This is a genomic window from Streptomyces sp. NPDC058052 (genome assembly GCF_042885515.1).
GTDB lineage: Bacteria > Actinomycetota > Actinomycetes > Streptomycetales > Streptomycetaceae > Streptomyces.
Genome location: NZ_JBHVRX010000028.1, coordinates 92,652 through 108,264, shown reverse-complemented (window position 1 = coordinate 108,264; position 15,613 = coordinate 92,652). Strand labels below are relative to the sequence as shown.

Annotated in this window: 12 protein-coding genes and 1 riboswitch; of the genes, 8 read left to right on the top strand and 4 right to left on the bottom strand. The window is 75.6% G+C overall.

The features are described 5' to 3' along the window. The first annotated feature begins 237 nt into the window (after positions 1-237). Positions 238-741 (top strand): DedA family protein, encoded by a 504-nt coding sequence (locus ACFVU3_RS30700; RefSeq protein ID WP_390071322.1) that lies wholly within the window; start codon positions 238-240, stop codon positions 739-741. 45 nt (positions 742-786) lie between these two features. On the opposite strand, the gene ACFVU3_RS30695 is transcribed toward ACFVU3_RS30700, so the two are convergent. From ACFVU3_RS30695 to ACFVU3_RS30685, 3 genes are all read right to left on the bottom strand, one after another. Then, positions 787-1,230, bottom strand: coding sequence for an acyl-CoA thioesterase (locus ACFVU3_RS30695; protein ID WP_390071320.1), 444 nt, complete (start codon positions 1,228-1,230; stop codon positions 787-789). Between the two features lie 70 nt (positions 1,231-1,300). Further along, positions 1,301-1,452: riboswitch (cobalamin riboswitch) on the bottom strand. A gap of 78 nt (positions 1,453-1,530) precedes the next feature. Further along, positions 1,531-3,885 carry an ABC transporter permease gene (locus ACFVU3_RS30690; RefSeq protein ID WP_390071318.1) on the bottom strand — a complete coding sequence of 785 codons (2,355 nt, stop codon included), beginning with the start codon at positions 3,883-3,885 and terminating at the stop codon, positions 1,531-1,533. Further along, positions 3,882-4,721, bottom strand: coding sequence for an ABC transporter ATP-binding protein (locus ACFVU3_RS30685; protein WP_390071316.1), 840 nt, complete (start codon positions 4,719-4,721; stop codon positions 3,882-3,884). The genes ACFVU3_RS30690 and ACFVU3_RS30685 overlap by 4 nt, the downstream gene beginning before the upstream one ends. A gap of 219 nt (positions 4,722-4,940) precedes the next feature. Between ACFVU3_RS30685 and ACFVU3_RS30680 the strand changes: the two genes are divergently transcribed. The 7 genes from ACFVU3_RS30680 to ACFVU3_RS30650 all read left to right on the top strand — a co-directional run bounded on the left by ACFVU3_RS30680 (position 4,941) and on the right by ACFVU3_RS30650 (position 14,494). Further along, on the top strand, positions 4,941-6,251 hold the full coding sequence (locus ACFVU3_RS30680; protein ID WP_390071314.1) for a sensor histidine kinase: 1,311 nt from the start codon (positions 4,941-4,943) through the stop codon (positions 6,249-6,251). Beyond that, on the top strand, positions 6,248-6,949 hold the full coding sequence (locus tag ACFVU3_RS30675) for a response regulator (RefSeq protein WP_390071312.1): 702 nt from the start codon (positions 6,248-6,250) through the stop codon (positions 6,947-6,949). Before ACFVU3_RS30680 ends, ACFVU3_RS30675 begins: the two co-directional genes overlap by 4 nt. Positions 6,950-7,253: 304 nt before the next feature. After that, a complete protein-coding gene (locus ACFVU3_RS30670) occupies positions 7,254-8,084 on the top strand; it encodes a DUF2785 domain-containing protein (protein WP_390071310.1) in 831 nt (276 codons plus the stop codon). Between the two features lie 106 nt (positions 8,085-8,190). Continuing rightward, positions 8,191-8,757, top strand: coding sequence for a PadR family transcriptional regulator (locus ACFVU3_RS30665; protein ID WP_390071309.1), 567 nt, complete (start codon positions 8,191-8,193; stop codon positions 8,755-8,757). Positions 8,758-8,889: 132 nt separating this feature from the next. Beyond that, positions 8,890-10,611 (top strand): acyl-CoA dehydrogenase family protein, encoded by a 1,722-nt coding sequence (locus ACFVU3_RS30660; protein ID WP_390071307.1) that lies wholly within the window; start codon positions 8,890-8,892, stop codon positions 10,609-10,611. 68 nt (positions 10,612-10,679) lie between these two features. After that, on the top strand, positions 10,680-12,440 hold the full coding sequence (locus ACFVU3_RS30655; protein ID WP_390071305.1) for a serine/threonine-protein kinase: 1,761 nt from the start codon (positions 10,680-10,682) through the stop codon (positions 12,438-12,440). Positions 12,441-12,472: 32 nt separating this feature from the next. Continuing rightward, positions 12,473-14,494, top strand: a complete 2,022-nt coding sequence (locus ACFVU3_RS30650) for a prolyl oligopeptidase family protein (RefSeq protein WP_390071303.1) — start codon at positions 12,473-12,475, stop codon at positions 14,492-14,494. A 9-nt stretch (positions 14,495-14,503) separates the two neighbouring features. Here the strand turns inward: ACFVU3_RS30650 and ACFVU3_RS30645 are convergent, their stop codons facing one another. Further along, a complete protein-coding gene (locus ACFVU3_RS30645; RefSeq protein ID WP_390071302.1) occupies positions 14,504-15,487 on the bottom strand; it encodes a LuxR family transcriptional regulator in 984 nt (327 codons plus the stop codon). Positions 15,488-15,613: the final 126 nt, after the last annotated feature.

The following is a 15,613-nucleotide window of genomic DNA, read 5'->3' as shown; positions in this document are numbered from 1 at the left end:
CCCCTCCGCCGTACGTGCGTTCGGATACCCTGACGGTCCCGGACGAACCGGCCTCGGCGGCAGGTCCGGGGCCCCGTGCCGCTACGGTGGGACGCGCAGGGGACGGATCGGGCGGAGGCGGAGCGCAGGTGAGACACGGAGACCGGGCTTGGATCCGTCGCGGGCCCGCGGTCGCGGGACGCGCGCGGCGGGTGACGGGAGGCGCGGGCCTCGGTCCGGCGCCCGGGACGAGGCGCCGTGGGTAAGGTCGCGCTCACGGCCGGAACCCTGTACGTCATCGTGCTGCTCCGGGCCGGCGGGACGTTCGCCGTCGGGTGGCTCGCCGCCGCCGGAGCCAGGCGCAGCAGGTTCGCCGGGCGGATCTCCTCCGCCAAGTTCCAGCGGGTCGAACGGGCGATCCAGCGGTGGGGCGCGCCGGTGGTGGCCGTCTCCTTCCTGACCGTCGGTTTCCAGACCGCCGCCAACTTCCTCGCCGGCAGCATGCGCATGCCGCTGACCCGCTACCTGCCCGCCCTGTTCGTGGGCGGAGCGGCCTGGGCGCTGATCTACGCGACCGTCGGCATCGGCGCGCTCCACGCGCTGGGAGCGCTGTTCGCCGAACGGACGGCGCTCGGGGTGGCCGCGGTGGCCGTCCTCCTCCTCGTCGTGTGCGGCGTGGTGCTGTACCGCCGGAGGAGGACGGCGCCGTCCCCCTCCGGCGGGGCCGCGACCTCCGGCGGGGCCGCGACCGAGGAGTCCTGACCGCCGCGGCCGCCGCCCGCCGAGCGGCGCCGCGGGCGCGCCGGCTCAGGACAGGCCGGCGTGGTCCACGCGGAGCGCGGGCACCGGGCTGGGCGCACCGCCGGAGTCGATCGCGACGAAGGTGAGGAAGGCGGTGGCGACCTCGGTGGCGGGGCCGGAGCTGTTCCAGCGTTCGGCGGTGACCCGGACGCCGACGGTCATGGAGGTCCGCCCGGCCCGTTCGAGGCCGGCCTCCACGCTGAGCAGGTCCCCGGTCCGGACCGGGGCGAGGAACGTCATCCGGTCGACCGACACCGTCACGGCGGGCCCGTCGGCGTGACGGCCGGCGGCGGCAGCGGCGGCGTCGTCGATGAGCTTCATCATCACGCCGCCGTGGATGGTGCCGTACAGGTTGGTGTCGTGCTCGCTCATGATGTGGGCGAGCACCACCCGGGAGTCGTCCGGGGTCTTGGCGGGGCGGGCGGATGCGGAGACGGCACGGTCGGCCACGTCAACTCTCCTTCGCGAGTCGCGGCAGGGCTGCACCGCGCGACGGGTCGCCGGCGCGCGGACAGCGGGCAGGTCTTCGGACTCGCGGGCACGTCCACCGGACCGGATGGACACCTACTGGCCGTCGCTTCCCGGGCCCTCGCCGGACCCAGTGCGTATGACGGCGGTCGTTCCCGCTCACCGCTGCGGGGCAGTCCCGGACTTCCACCGGGTTCCCTCTTACGACGCTCCCGCCTGGCGGACGGGGCGAACCAGCTGCACCCGCCACCCTACGCGCCACCGCCCCGCCCCCCGGGCCGGCTACTCGGTGCGCAGGGCCGTCGCCGTGCGGGTCCGGGCGGCCCAGCCGGCGGGCAGGAGGGCGCCGAGGGCGGCGATCAGCAGGCCGCCCAGGGCCAGTGGGAGGAGTTCCGCCGCGCCGTACACGTCGAGGACGGAGGCGGGGAGACGCAGGCCCGCGCTCTCCGCCATCGCCGGCACCACCCGGCCGTGCAGGGCCACCCCGAGCGGTACGCCCAGGGCGCCGGCGGCCGCCCCGGTGAGGGCGACCGAGGTGAGGACCATCGCCACGGTCTGACGGGGGGTCATGCCGAGCGCCTTGTGGACACCGATCTCCCGGACCCGCTCGCGGGTGTCGAGCAGCACGCCGTTGAGGACGCCGAGCGCGGCGACGGCGACGAGGATCAGGGTCAGCAGCGCGGACAGCGCGTTCAGGGTGACGACCATGTCGCCGCCGGTACGGAGGCCGCCGGCCTGGGCGCGGGCCCCCAGCGGCTCCAGCGCGTCGTTCAGGGCCGCGACGTAGGCGGACACGTCGGTGCCCGGGGCGACCGCGACGTGGTGGCTCGTCGGCGTCAGGTCGGGCCGCGCGGGGGCGACGGTCGCGATGTCGGTGAAGACCTGCATGCCGTCGTTGCGGGGGTCGAGGACCTCGCCGACGATCCGGACCGTGACCGGCCGGGCCAGGCCGCTCACCGTGACGGTGTCGCCGACGCGGGTGCCGGTGGCGGCCAGGAACGGTGTCGGGACCACGGCCTCGCCGGGCCGCTCGAACCACCGGCCCGAGACCATCGTGTAGCCGCCCCAGGAGGCGTCGCCGGTGAACGCGACCACGTCGACGACACCGGTCGAACCGGCCAGCGTCGCCCGTACCGTCGTGGCGCCGTAGTGCCTCCCGGTGCCGGTCGCCGCGCGCACCGCGGCGGCGACGGCGGCGGGATCGGCGGGCGGGCGCTCCTCCCGCCCGGCCCCTGACCCCGGCGGTCCGAAGTCCGGCAGCGGCTCCGGCACGGTCACGTCCGCCACGTCGTGGGCCTTGGCCCGCATCACCTCGCCGAGCGAGGCGCTCATCCCCACCGTGAAGGTGACGGCGATCGCGCCGAACAGCACCGCCGTGCCCATCGCCAGCGCGCGGACCGGCCGGGCGAACGGCCGCGTCAGGCCCAGCGCGACCGGCTGCGGCAGCGGCAGCCGCCCGGCCAGGCGGGCCGCCCGTCCGCCGCGCCCCGCCGGGGCGGCCCGGCCGACGGCGAGCGCGTCGACCGTGCGCAGCCGGCCCGCCCGCCGGGCGCTCGCCCACGCGGTCGCCGCCACCAGGGCGAGCACCCCGCCGGCCACCGCCAGGTCCACCGAGGGGGCGACGGCCAGCGAGGTGGTGCCGTACACCTCCTCGGCCTCGGCCAGCACCGGCACCGCGAGGAGATGGCCGGCGAGCACGCCGGCGGCCGTACCGACGGCGGCCGGGACCAGCGCCTGGCCCACGTACGCCCGGACGACCTGGGCCGGTGTGAAGCCGACGGCCTTCAGGACGCCGATGCGGCGCGTCCCCGTGCCCACCGCCGACGCGACGACGTTGCCGACGACGAGCACGGACATGACCAGGTCCAGGGCGCCGAACGCGACGAGGAACGGGACGTAGAGGGCGGTGTCGCGCTCGGCGTCCTCCGCGACGGTCAGCCACGACCGCTCGCCGGTGACGGCCCCGGCCGGCAGGTCCGCCGTCACCGCCTTCCCGCCCGCCGCGACCCGTTCGCCGGTGGTCGCGTCGGCGAAGCGGTAGAGCATCTGGAACCCGCCGCCGCCGGGCGGGGTCAGCGCCGCCATCTGCTCCGGCACCACCCACGCGTCGGCGGTCCGGGTGACCGAACGGGCCACTCCGACGACGGTCAGCGCCGTGTCGCCCGACGGGCCGGGAACGTCGATGCGCAGGCCCGGCCTCGGGAAGAGGGGGGAGTCGGCGGACAGCGCGATCTCGCCGGGTCCCGTGGGCCACCGCCCGTCGAGCAGCGCCACCGCGTCCACCTCCCGGCCGGGACCGGGCCGCCCGGCCACGGTCACCGGCCACCCGGGACCGGCCTCGCCCGCCCGCGGGGTGACCGTCGCCGTACGGAACGGCCCGGCCGCCGCGCTCACTCCCGACGCCTCCCGGGACCGCTCCACCTGCCCGGCCGTCACCCTGCCCGCGTCGAACTCCACGGACAGATGGGTGCCGTTCTGCCGGGCGAAGGCGTCGCGGAAGGGAGCGCCGGAGACCACGAGCAGCGAGCCGGCCAGCACGGACGCGGCCACCGCCATCGTCGTGGCGAGCCCGATCACCAGCGTCTGCACCCGGCGCCGCCGCACCCCCGAGCGCACCACCCGGCCGAGCGCGCTCACCGGACCTCCCCGGCGGCGTCGGCCCGCGACGGAAGGAGCCCGGCGGACGGCGACGGGCGCCCGGCCCGGCCGTCCCCGGCGTCCCCGGCCCGGCCGTCCCCGGCGTCCCCGGTCCGCGGCGCCGCGACCTGGCCGGCGTCCTCCGGGTCGCCCGCCCGCGACCGGACGTCCCCGGTGATCCGGCCGTCCGCGATCCGCACCGTGCGGTCCGTGCAGGACCGGGCCAGGGCCAGGTCGTGGGTGACGACGACGAGGGTCTGCCCCTCGGCGTGGAGCGCGGAGAGCAGCCCGCTGACGTCCTCCCCGGCGGCCGTGTCCAGCGCCCCGGTCGGCTCGTCGGCCAGGAGCAGCGCCGGCCGGTTCATCAGCGCCCGGGCCACCGCGACGCGCTGGCGTTCACCGCCGGACAGCCGTCCGGGCAGGGCGCGGGCGTGCCGGCCGATGCCGAGGCGCTCCAGCAGCTCCGCCGCCCGCCGCTCGGCCGCGCCCCGCCCGGTGCCCGCGAGACGGGCGGGCAGCACGACGTTCTCGGTGACGGTCAGATCGTCGAGCAGGTGGAAGAACTGGAAGACCATGCCGATCCTCGCCCGCCGGTGCAGCGCCGCTCCGGCCTCGCCCAGCCGGTCGACCCGGACCCCGTCGACGGTGACGGTCCCCGCGTCGGGCCGGTCCAGGCCCGCGATCAGGTGCAGCAGCGTCGACTTGCCGCTGCCGGACGGACCGAGGACCGCGACGGCCTCGCCGGGCGTCACGGTCAGCGACACGTCGCTCAGGGCCGGCGGCCCGTCGTCGTAGCGGCGGGTCACCCCGCGCAGTTCGATCACCGGTGCGGTCATGGGAGGGCTCCTCGGGTACGGGGGAGGGATCGGCGGCGTGAACGCTAGGAGTCCGGCCCGCCGGCGCGCGTCGGCCGCCCGGACCCCTTCCCGTACCGCGTCGGGACGACGTGCCGGGACGTCATCCCCGCGATGTAGGCGACCGGTGTACGCGTCCTCCCGGAACCCGCCTCGGAGACGGATTCCCTCGGACCGGGCGACCGCGACAATGAGCCGGTGATGAACGTGCGTACGACGGCGGCGCGGCTGCGGGACCTGGCCCGCGGGGCGGTCCTCGACGTGACGGTCCCGGCCGGACCGGCGCCGCGGCTCAGCCGGCGCGCCTGGCATTCCGACGTCCTGCTGGCGCTGGTGTTCGGCGTCGTCACCGTCCACTACGGCCTTGACAACATCGGGGTCGTCGTACTGCGCGAGAGCCCGCCCGGCGTGGTGCACGTCCTGGCGCGGCCGGACGGACTCGCCGGCGGCGCCTGGATGGTGTCGCTCGCGGTCGTCGCCTCGGGCGCCCTCGCCCTGCGCCGCCGCTACCCGCTCGCCGTGCTGTGCGTCGTGACGGCGGCGACCCTGGCCACCCCGCAGAGCGTGCTCCGGCTGACCTTCTACGCCTTCGTCCTCGCCGTCTACAGCGCCGCCGTGTACAGCCCGTACCGCGGGGCGACCCTGGCGGCGCTGCCGGTGTCGGTCGTCCTCGTCGGCACGTCGGGGAACTCGGTGACACCGATCGTCCCCAACGAGTACATCGCCCTGCTCATCCTGGTCCCGATGGCCATGGCCGCCGTCGGACTGCGCACCTGGAAGCTGCGGACCGACGAGAGCCGCACCCGGATCTCCGCCCTGGAGCGCGAACAGGCCGAGGCGCTGCGGCGGGCGGTCGAGCACGAGCGGGCCAGGATCGCCCGGGAACTCCACGACGTCGTCACCCACAACGTCAGCGTCATGATCATCCAGGCGGGCGCGGCCCGCACCGTCATGCGGACCTCGCCCGAGCAGGCCGGCGAGGCGTTGCTCGCCGTCGAGGCGAGCGGCCGGTCGGCCATGACCGAACTGCGCCACGTCATGGGGCTGCTCACCATGGCCGACGGGGACGAGCGGCGGGACGGGGACGCGGACCCCGGCGACGCGCCGGAGGACCTCGCCCCCCAGCCGGGCCTGGAGCAGCTGGACGCCCTCGTCGGACGGGTGCGGGACGCCGGACTGCCGGTCGGCCTGACCGTGACCGGCACGCCCCGCGAACTCCCCTCCGGCATCGGGCTCGCCGCCTACCGGGTGGTGCAGGAGGCGCTGACCAACGCGGTGAAGCACGCGGCCGGCGCGACCGCCGCCGTGACCGTCGAGTACGGCCGGGAACGGCTCCGGGTGGAGGTCGCCGACACCGGCGGCCGCCCGGGCCCGGGCGCGGCCACCGGCGACGGCCGGGGCCTGATCGGCCTGCGCGAGCGGCTCGCCGTCTACGACGGCACGCTGACCGCCGGGCGCGATCCCGGGGGCGGCTACCGTGTGGAGGCCCTGATCCCCCTGGAGGCACCGTGACCGAGCCGCCGCCGCGTGTGGTCCTCGCCGACGACCAGACCCTGGTCCGCACCGGATTCCGGATGATCCTCGGTGCCGACGGCATCGACGTCGTCGCCGAGGCGACCAACGGGGCGGAGGCCGTCGAGGCGGTCCGCCGCACCCGGCCCGACGTGGTCCTGATGGACATCCGGATGCCGGAGATGGACGGCCTGGAGGCCACCCGCCGGATCCTCTCCGGCGGCCCGGACGAACCCCGCGTCATCATCCTGACCACCTTCGACCTCGACCGGTACGTCTACGCGGCCCTGTCCGCCGGGGCCAGCGGCTTCCTGCTCAAGGACGTCACCCCTGAGCACCTGGCCGCCGCCGTCCGCACGGTGCGCACCGGCGACGCCCTCCTCGCGCCCGCCATCACCCGCCGGCTCGTGCAGCGCTTCACCCGGCGCGGCGACGACACCGTCGCCCTCCACCGCGACCTCGCCTCGCTCACCCCGCGCGAGCTGGAGGTGCTCGGGCTGCTGGCGCGAGGACTCAGCAACGCGGAACTCGCCGCCCGCCTCCACCTCGCCGAGGCGACCGTCAAGACCCACGTCGCCCGCATCCTCGCCAAGCTCGGCCTCCGCGACCGCGCCCAGGCCGTCATCGCCGCCTACGAGACGGGCCTGGTCAGCGCGGGCGAACGCGGGGCGGACGGGCTTTCGGAAGAAGGGACCTAGCCACCCGACCGGTCCGGCCGGCGTACCAGGACGCGTCCCACGCGTCCTCGGCCAGATGAGCCGTCATGGGGCGAGCGTGGTGAGGGCCACCGACGGGCGGTCGGCGCGCTCCCCGCCCCGCGCCCCCGGGCCGGCCTCGTCGCCTCCTCGCCGTTCCGGCCTCCCCGCCCTCGCCGTTCCGGCCCTCCCCGCCCTCGCCGCTCCGGCCTCCCCGCCCTCGCCGTTCCGGCCCTCCCCGCCCTCGGCGTCCGCGTCCGTCCGATAACCGGTTGCCATGTCCGGGGGCGTCCCCGAGGGTGGCGCGGTGACCGAGATCGACTTCAGGCCGCCCATCGACGCGGCCCGCTGGCTGTACCTCTACGAGAACGACTGCCCCGCCCCGGCGGCGGCCGAACTGCCGGACCTCGCCGCCGAACTGGCCGAGGCCCTCCGCCACCCCGACCCGGACCTCCGTGACGGCGCCCCCTACGTGGTGCTGCGGACCTGGATCCAGCGGGACGTCATCGACGGGCCGCTGCGTGCCCGGCTGGGCGCCGTGATGGCCGACCGGTTCGACGACCCCGAGGTCCAGGCACGGACCTTCGCCCCGCTCGTGCTCGACATGATCGTCGGCCGCGGCGACTTCGACCCGGCCTGGCTCGCCGCCTTCCGTCGCTGGTACCCGGCCGAGACCGACCTGCGCGGCTACGACGCCCGGCTCGGCTGGCTCCACGCCGTCGCGCACGGCGCGGACCTGCTGGGCACCTTCGGACTCCACCCGGACGTCGATCCGAGGGAGATGCTCGCCCTGGCGGCCGCACGGCTCGTGGCCCCGACCGACGCGCTCTTCGGCCAGCAGGAGGACGACCGGCTCGCGCAGGGCGTCGCCCGCACGCTCACCCGGCCGGAGCTCTCCGAGGCCGACGCCGTCGGCTGGCTGGACGCGCTCGCGTCGGACTTCGCCGCCGGGCGGCGCGGCCTCCCCACCACGGCCGCGCACACCTCCAACGCCATGCGCACGCTGCGGATGCTGTACCTCCTCGCCGACACCGGGGTCCGGACCGGCGACGCCGCCGTCCCCGTCCGCCCGCCGCACGCCGAGGCGCTGAAGCGGCGCCTGACGGAGGTGCTGGCCCCGGTGTTCCAGTCGGCCTGACGGGCGGGTGCCCCGTGCCGCGAGGCGCGTCCTCCGAGGGGTGAGGCGCGTCTCATCGGCGCACGCCCGCCTTGCTATGCAACCAGTTGCATAGCAGGATCGGGGCATGGCGCTCGAACACGCGATCCTCGTGTCCCTGCTGGAGAAGCCGGGGTCCGGATACGAACTGGCCCGGCGGTTCGAGCGGTCCATCGGCTACTTCTGGACCGCCACCCACCAGCAGATCTACCGCGTGCTCAAGCGGATGGAGAACGACGGCTGGGTCGCCGCCCGCGAGGTGCCCCAGCAGGGGCGGCCGGACAAGAAGGAGTACTCCGTCGCCGACCTCGGGCACGCGGCGCTCAGCTCCTGGCTGCACGAGCCGATCGAGCCCGAGAGCGTCCGGCACGACCTCGCCGTGAAGATCCGGGGAGCCGCCTTCGACGACCCCGCGGGTCTGGTCGGCGAGGTCGAGCGGCACCGGCGGGCGCACGCGGACCGCCTCGACCACTACCTCGCGGGCGAGGCCCGGGACTTCCCCGCGCGGCCCGCGGCGGACGGGCCGCCGGGGACGGGCACCCCGCCCGACGCCGAGCGCGAGCTCCAGCACGCCGTGCTGCGCGGCGGCATCGCGTACGAACGCATGATGATCGCCTGGCTCGACGACGTCCTCGCCACCCTGCGCCGGTTCTGAGACCTCCGGAACCCGCCCCGCCGGCACCCATCCCGAGACACCGCGCCGGCACCCACCCCGAGACGCCCCGACGCACCCGACGCACCCCGACCCACCCTCACCCACCCCTCGATCCCCCAAGGCGGTACCCCCATGGCCGACGCGCTGCTGTTCAACCCCCGCACCTACGACCCCGCGCACTTCGACCCGGAGACCCGCAGGCTGCTGCGCGCCACCGTCGACTGGTTCGAGGAGCGCGGCAAGCGCCGGATCATCGAGGACTACCGCACCCGCGCCTGGCTCGGCGACTTCCTCGCCTTCGCCGCGAAGGAAGGGCTGTTCGCCGCCTTCCTGACCCCCGCCGGCGAGGCCGGCGACCACCCCGACAAGCGGTGGGACACCGCCCGCATCGCCGCCCTCAACGAGATCCTCGGCTTCTACGGGCTCGACTACTGGTACGCCTGGCAGGTCACCATCCTCGGCCTCGGCCCGGTCTGGCAGAGCGGCAACGCCGCCGCCCGCGCCCGCGCCGCCGAACTCCTCGACCAGGGCGAGGTGTTCGCCTTCGGCCTCTCCGAGAAGACGCACGGCGCCGACATCTACTCCACCGACATGCTGCTCACCCCGGACGGCGACGGCGGCTTCCGCGCCACCGGCTCCAAGTACTACATCGGCAACGGCAACGCCGCCGGCCTCGTCTCCGTCTTCGGCCGCCGCACCGACGTCGAGGGCCCCGACGGCTACGTCTTCTTCGCCGCCGACAGCCGCCACCCGGCCTACCACCTGGTCAAGAACGTCGTCGACTCCTCGAAGTTCGTCAGCGAGTTCCGCCTGGAGGAGTACCCGGTCGCCGCCGGGGACGTGCTGCACACCGGCCGCGCCGCCTTCGACGCCGCCCTCAACACCGTCAACGTCGGCAAGTTCAACCTCTGCACCGCCTCCATCGGCATCTGCGAGCACGCGATGTACGAGGCCGTCACCCACGCGCAGAACCGGATCCTCTACGGCCGCCCCGTCACCGCCTTCCCGCACGTGCGGCGCGAGCTGACCGACGCGTACGTCCGGCTGGTCGGCATGAAGCTCTTCAGCGACCGGGCCGTCGACTACTTCCGCACCGCCGGTCCCGAGGACCGCCGCTACCTCCTCTTCAACCCGATGACGAAGATGAAGGTGACCACGGAGGGCGAGAAGGTCATCGACCTGATGTGGGACGTCATCGCCGCCAAGGGCTTCGAGAAGGACAACTACTTCGCCGAGGCGGCCGTGGAGATCCGGGGCCTGCCGAAGCTGGAGGGCACCGTCCACGTCAACCTGGCGCTGATCCTCAAGTTCATGCGCAACCACCTCCTCGACCCGGTCGCGTACGAGCCCGTCCCGACCCGCCTGGACGCGGCCGACGACGCCTTCCTCTTCCGCCAGGGCCCGGCCCGCGGCCTCGGCTCGGTCCGCTTCCACGACTGGCGGCCGGCCTTCGACGCGTACGACCGGCTCCCGAACGTCGCCCGCCTCCGCGAACAGGCCGACGCCCTCTGCGACTTCGTCCGCACCGCCGCCCCCGACGAGGCCCAGAGCCGCGACCTGGACCTGCTCCTCGCCGTCGGGCAGCTCTTCGCGCTCGTCGTCCACGCCCAGCTCGTCCTGGAGCAGGCCGCCCTCACCGGTCTCGACGACGACGTCCTCGACGAGCTCTTCGCCGTCCTCGTCCGGGACTTCTCCGGGTACGCCGTCGAGCTCCACGGCAAGGACTCCGCCACCGAGGCGCAGCAGACCTGGGCGCTCGGCGCGGTCCGCCGCCCCGTCGTCGACGAGGCCCGCACCGCCCGCGTCTGGGCCCGCGTCGAGGCCCTCTCCGGCGCGTACGAGATGAAGCCCTGACCCCGCCGGTCCGGGCGGTGCGCCGCCCGGACCCCGGCTGTCGGCCGGGCCGCCTACGATGACCGGTCATGAGCACGAGTGACGACGACGGCAGACCCCTCGTCGACGGACGGTTCCGGCTGGTCTCCCGGCTCGGCAGCGGCGGCATGGGCACCGTCTGGCGGGCCCGCGACATCGCCCTCGACCGGGACGTCGCCCTCAAGGAGGTCCGTCCGCCCGACCCCGCCGCCGAGGCGGCCCACCCCGGCCTCACGGCCCAGACGCGGGCCAGGGCGGTCCGCGAGGCCCGCGCCCTCGCCCGTCTCTCGCACCCGCACGTCGTGACGGTCCACCACATCGTCGAGCCCGCCGACGGCTCCGCCCCGTGGATCGTCATGGAACTGGTCGAGGGCAACTCGGTCGCCGACCGGCTCGCCGCCGGGCCGATGTCCGTCCCCGAGGCGATCGCCCTCGGCCGGCAGGTCCTCGGCGCCCTGCGCGCCGCCCACGCCGCCGGCATCCAGCACCGCGACGTCAAGCCCGCCAACGTGCTGCTGCGCGCCGAGGGCGGCGCCGTCCTCACCGACTTCGGCATCGCCGTCCTCGACGAGGCGACCTCCCGGCTCACCGCCTCCGGCGACCTCATCGGCTCCGCCGAGTTCATCGCCCCCGAGCGGGTGCGCGGCGAGGAGGGCAACCCGGCCTCCGACCTATGGTCCCTCGGCATGCTCCTGTACGTGGCGACCGAGGGCCACCACCCGCTGCGCCGCGCCACCAGCCTCGCCACCGTCGTCGCCGTCCTCGACGACCCGATCCCGCCGCCGGTCCGCTCCGGCGCCCTCACGCCCGTCCTCACCCGGCTCCTCGTCCGCGACCCGGCCCTGCGCCCGGACGGCGCGCTCCTCGACCGGCTGCTCGCCGAGGCCGAGGCCGCGGCCGGGACCGGGGCCGGGACCGGGGCCGGGACCGGGGCCGGGACGGAGGCACCGGCCGGCTCCTTCGATCCCCGCACCCCCGCCGACTCCGTCCCCGCGGGCTTCGGCCCGCCGATCCCGTCCCCGGCGTCGTACGCGCCCGGCCCGCCCCACCCGTACGCCCACCCCGCCCACCGGCCACCCGCGCCGCCGGCCGTCGCGGCGGGCCGGGCCGCCGCCCCCTCCCGGCGCCGCCGGATCACGACCGTGGCCGGGGCCCTCGCCGTCTCCGCCGGGCTCCTCGCCCTCGCCCTCTCGCAGCTCCTCCCCCTCGGAGGGAACGGCGGGAACGGCGGGACCAACGGGAGCAACGGGAACGGCACCAGGACCCCTGACGCGAAGGGCGGCACCACCGCCCCCCGTACCCCCGGCACCACCACCGGCGCCCCCGTCACGCCGTCCGGGACCCCCGCCACCGGCGGCTCCCTCCTCACCCCCTCCGGCGTCCGCACCGCCGTCGCCGCCTTCGAGGAGGCCACCGGCACCTCCACCTTCAAGTCGATGTACGTCTACGACGCGTACGCCATCGCCGAGATCCCGACCAAGCCGGGCGCCAAGACCTACGACCGCTACCAGTACCGGGACGGCCAGGTCGGCCGTCAGGGCATCGGCGGCACCATCAGCGCCTCCGATGCCGACGAGCAGCCCTTCGACGCCGCCCGCATGCCCTGGGACGACCTGCCGGCCCTGGCGAAGCGCGCCGACCGCGAGCTCAAGGTCGAGGAACCCGCCCTGCGGTACCTGGTCGTCCAGCGCTGGACCTTCAACGAGGACCGCCCCACCCTGCTCGTCTACCGGACCAACGACTACTCCGCCACCGGCTACCTCGCCGTCGACCAGAGCGGGAAGGTGGTCCACAAGCTCGTCGCCGACTGACCCTCCCCGCCACCGCCCCCGCACGGGGGACAATGGCCCGCGTGAACCATGACGACCCGTACCTGTGGCTGGAAGACGTCGACGGCGAGGAGGCCCTCGCCTGGGTGGCCGAGCGGAACGCGGAGACGGAGGCCGAGCTCGCCGCCGGGCCCGGCTTCGACGCCTTCGCCGACCGCCTGCGCGAGGTGCTCGACGCCGTCGACCGCATCCCGTACACCACCCGCCGAGGCCCCCACCTCTACAACTTCTGGCAGGACGCAGAGCACGTACGGGGCCTGTGGCGGCGCACCACGCTGGAGCAGTACCGCAAGGACGCCCCCGAGTGGGAGACGCTCCTCGACGTCGACGCGCTCGCCGAGGCCGAGGGCGAGAAGTGGGTGTGGGCCGGGGCCCGGGTGCGGCGCCCCGCCCACGACCGGGCGCTGGTCTCCCTCTCCCGGGACGGCGGCGACGCCGTCGTCGTCCGCGAGTTCGACCTGGCGTCCGGCGCCTTCGTCGAGGACGGCTTCACCGTGCCCGAGGCCAAGACCAGCATCGGCTGGATCGACGCCGACACCGTCTTCGTCGGCACCGACCACGGCCCCGGCTCGCTCACCGACGCCGGCTACCCGCGCACCGTCCGCCGCTGGCGGCGCGGCACCCCGCTCGCCGGGGCGCCCACCGTCTTCGAGGGCGAGGCCGCCGACGTCTCCGCCTGGGCGTGGCACGACGACACCCCCGGCCACGAGCGCGCCTTCGTCGGCCGCTCCCTCGACTTCTTCCGCAGCGAGACCCACCTCCTCACCGACGACGACCGGCTCGTCCGGATCGAGGTCCCGGAGGACGCCGAGGTCTACGCCCACCGCCGGCATCTGATCGTCACCCTCAAGTCGCCCTGGCTCGGGCACCCCGCGGGCGCCCTCCTCGCCTTCGGCTTCGACGCCTTCCTGGCCGGCGACCGCACCGCCGAGGCCCTCTTCACCCCCGACGAGCGGACCGCCCTCGCCGGACACTCCTGGACCCGGCACCACCTGATCCTGGAGACCATGCGGGACGTCAGCACCCGCATCGAGGTGCTCACCCCGCGCGAGGAGGGCGGCTGGTCGCGGGCCCCGCTCGCCGACGTGCCCGCGCTCTCCGCGGTCGCCGTCACCGACACCGACCCGGACGTCTCCGACGAGTACTTCCTCGACGTCTCCGGCTTCCTCCAGGCGTCCACCCTCACCCGCGGCACCATCGGCGGCGACAGCGAGATCCTGCGCCAGGCGCCGGCCCGTTTCGACACCTCCGGCCTCTCCGTCGAGCAGTCCTTCGCCGTCTCCGACGACGGGACCCGCGTCCCGTACTTCGTCATCGGCCCCGACCGCTCCCGGGCCCCCGGCCCCACCCTGCTCTACGGCTACGGCGGCTTCGAGGTCTCCCTCACCCCCTCCTACGCGGCCCTCACCGGCCGCGGCTGGCTGGAGACCGGCGGCACCTACGTCATCGCCAACATCCGCGGCGGCGGCGAGTACGGCCCCGGCTGGCACCAGGCCGCGCTCGGCGCCCGCCGGCACAAGGCGTTCGAGGACTTCGCGGCCGTCGCCCGGGACCTCGTCGCCCGCGGCATCACCACCCCGGCGACGCTCGGCGCCGCCGGCGGCAGCAACGGCGGCCTCCTCATGGGCGCCATGCTCACCCGGTACCCGGAGCTGTTCGGCGCGATCGTCTGCCAGGTGCCGCTGCTCGACATGGTCCGCTTCCACAAGCTGCTCGCCGGCGCCTCCTGGATCGCCGAGTACGGCGACCCCGACGACGAGGCCGACCTGCCGCACCTGCGGGAGCTCTCCCCGTACCACCGGCTCGACCCCGGCGCCGCCTACCCGCCCGTGCTGCTCACCACCTCCACCCGCGACGACCGGGTCCACCCCGGCCACGCGCGCAAGGCGGCGGCGCGGCTCCGCGAGCTGGGCCACCCGGTGCTCTTCCACGAGAACACCGGCGGCGGGCACGCCGGCGCCACCGACAACGCGCAGGCCGCCCGCAACAAGGCCCTGATGTACACCTTCCTGCGCAAGCACCTCACCGAGGGGTGACGGACGGGCTCACAGCCAGCCGTGCCGCTGGGCCTGGAGCGCCAGCTGGAAGCGGTTGGTCGCGCCCAGCCGGGCCATCAGGACCTGGACGCGGCGGAAGAGGGTGCGGCGGCTGACGCCGATCTCCCGGGCGATCACCTCGTCCGCCGCACCCCCGGCGAGCAGCCACAGCAGCCGCCGGTCGGCCGGCTGGAGCCCGCCCGGGAGCGCGGTGCGGCCGTGGAAGGGCAGCGCGTCCCGCCAGGACTGCTCGAAGAGCGCCACCAGCGCCGAGAGCAGTCCGCACGGCTGCACCACCAGCATCGTGTTGTGCACGTCGGCCTCCTTGATCGACAGCGAGACCAGCGCGTAGGCGTCGTCGATCAGCACCAGCTTCACGGGGACGGCGGGCAGCACCCGGGCCTGCTCGCCCGCCGCGATCACCGGCTCGATCGACTCCTCCAGGTGCCCCGGCTGCTCCAGCGAGGCCCGCGAGTAGATCACCCGCTGGGTGACGCCCCGGGCCAGCGTCGCGAGTGCGTCCTCGGTCGAGCCGGGGATCGGGAAGTACGGCGGCGAGTCCATCTGCCGGATCTGCTGCCGCGCGCTCGCCCACGCCTGCCGCATCCGGGGCCCGATCGCCTCCCCGGTCACCACCTCCACCAGATCGTCGTTGTACGCGGCCAGCCGCTGCCGCCGGAACGACTCGAACGCGCCGCCCACGGTGATCCGGGACTCGTCCAGCTCCGCGGCCCGGTGCCGGCCGAGGATCTCCAGTCCCGCCGCCGGCGGCACCGGCGCCACCGTGTCGCCGTCCTCCGACGCGGGGCTCGCGAGCCCCGCGTCGACCAGCTCCCCGTACGCCTCCGCCAGCGCCGGCCCGTCGAGCCCGGCCGCCGCCCCCACCTCCGCCAGCGGCGCGGGAGCCCGCTCCAGGAGCGCGTGGTACAGCCGCGCCGCCGGTCCGCCGAGGCCCAGGAGCCGCAGGGCCTCGCCCAGTTTCGCGTTCGCCATGGCACCCATTCTGGCCGGGACCGCGCCGCCCGGTGTCCGATCCGTGCCACTGGCACTCCCGCGCCCCGCGGCGCCCCGCGGCGGGCTACGGTCCGTGAGCCGCCGACGACCGGCGGTTCCCCAGGC

What these genes read in the sequence shown, in the direction of transcription:
- ACFVU3_RS30685 (WP_390071316.1), bottom strand. Translation starts at nt 4,721, where the DNA reads ATGACCGCACCGGTGATCGAACTGCGCGGGGTGACCCGCCGCTACGAC.
- ACFVU3_RS30680 (WP_390071314.1), top strand. Translation starts at nt 4,941, where the DNA reads ATGAACGTGCGTACGACGGCGGCGCGGCTGCGGGACCTGGCCCGCGGG.
- ACFVU3_RS30665 (WP_390071309.1), top strand. Translation starts at nt 8,191, where the DNA reads ATGGCGCTCGAACACGCGATCCTCGTGTCCCTGCTGGAGAAGCCGGGG.
- ACFVU3_RS30660 (WP_390071307.1), top strand. Translation starts at nt 8,890, where the DNA reads ATGGCCGACGCGCTGCTGTTCAACCCCCGCACCTACGACCCCGCGCAC.
- ACFVU3_RS30655 (WP_390071305.1), top strand. Translation starts at nt 10,680, where the DNA reads ATGAGCACGAGTGACGACGACGGCAGACCCCTCGTCGACGGACGGTTC.
- ACFVU3_RS30650 (WP_390071303.1), top strand. Translation starts at nt 12,473, where the DNA reads ATGGCCCGCGTGAACCATGACGACCCGTACCTGTGGCTGGAAGACGTC.
- ACFVU3_RS30645 (WP_390071302.1), bottom strand. Translation starts at nt 15,487, where the DNA reads ATGGCGAACGCGAAACTGGGCGAGGCCCTGCGGCTCCTGGGCCTCGGC.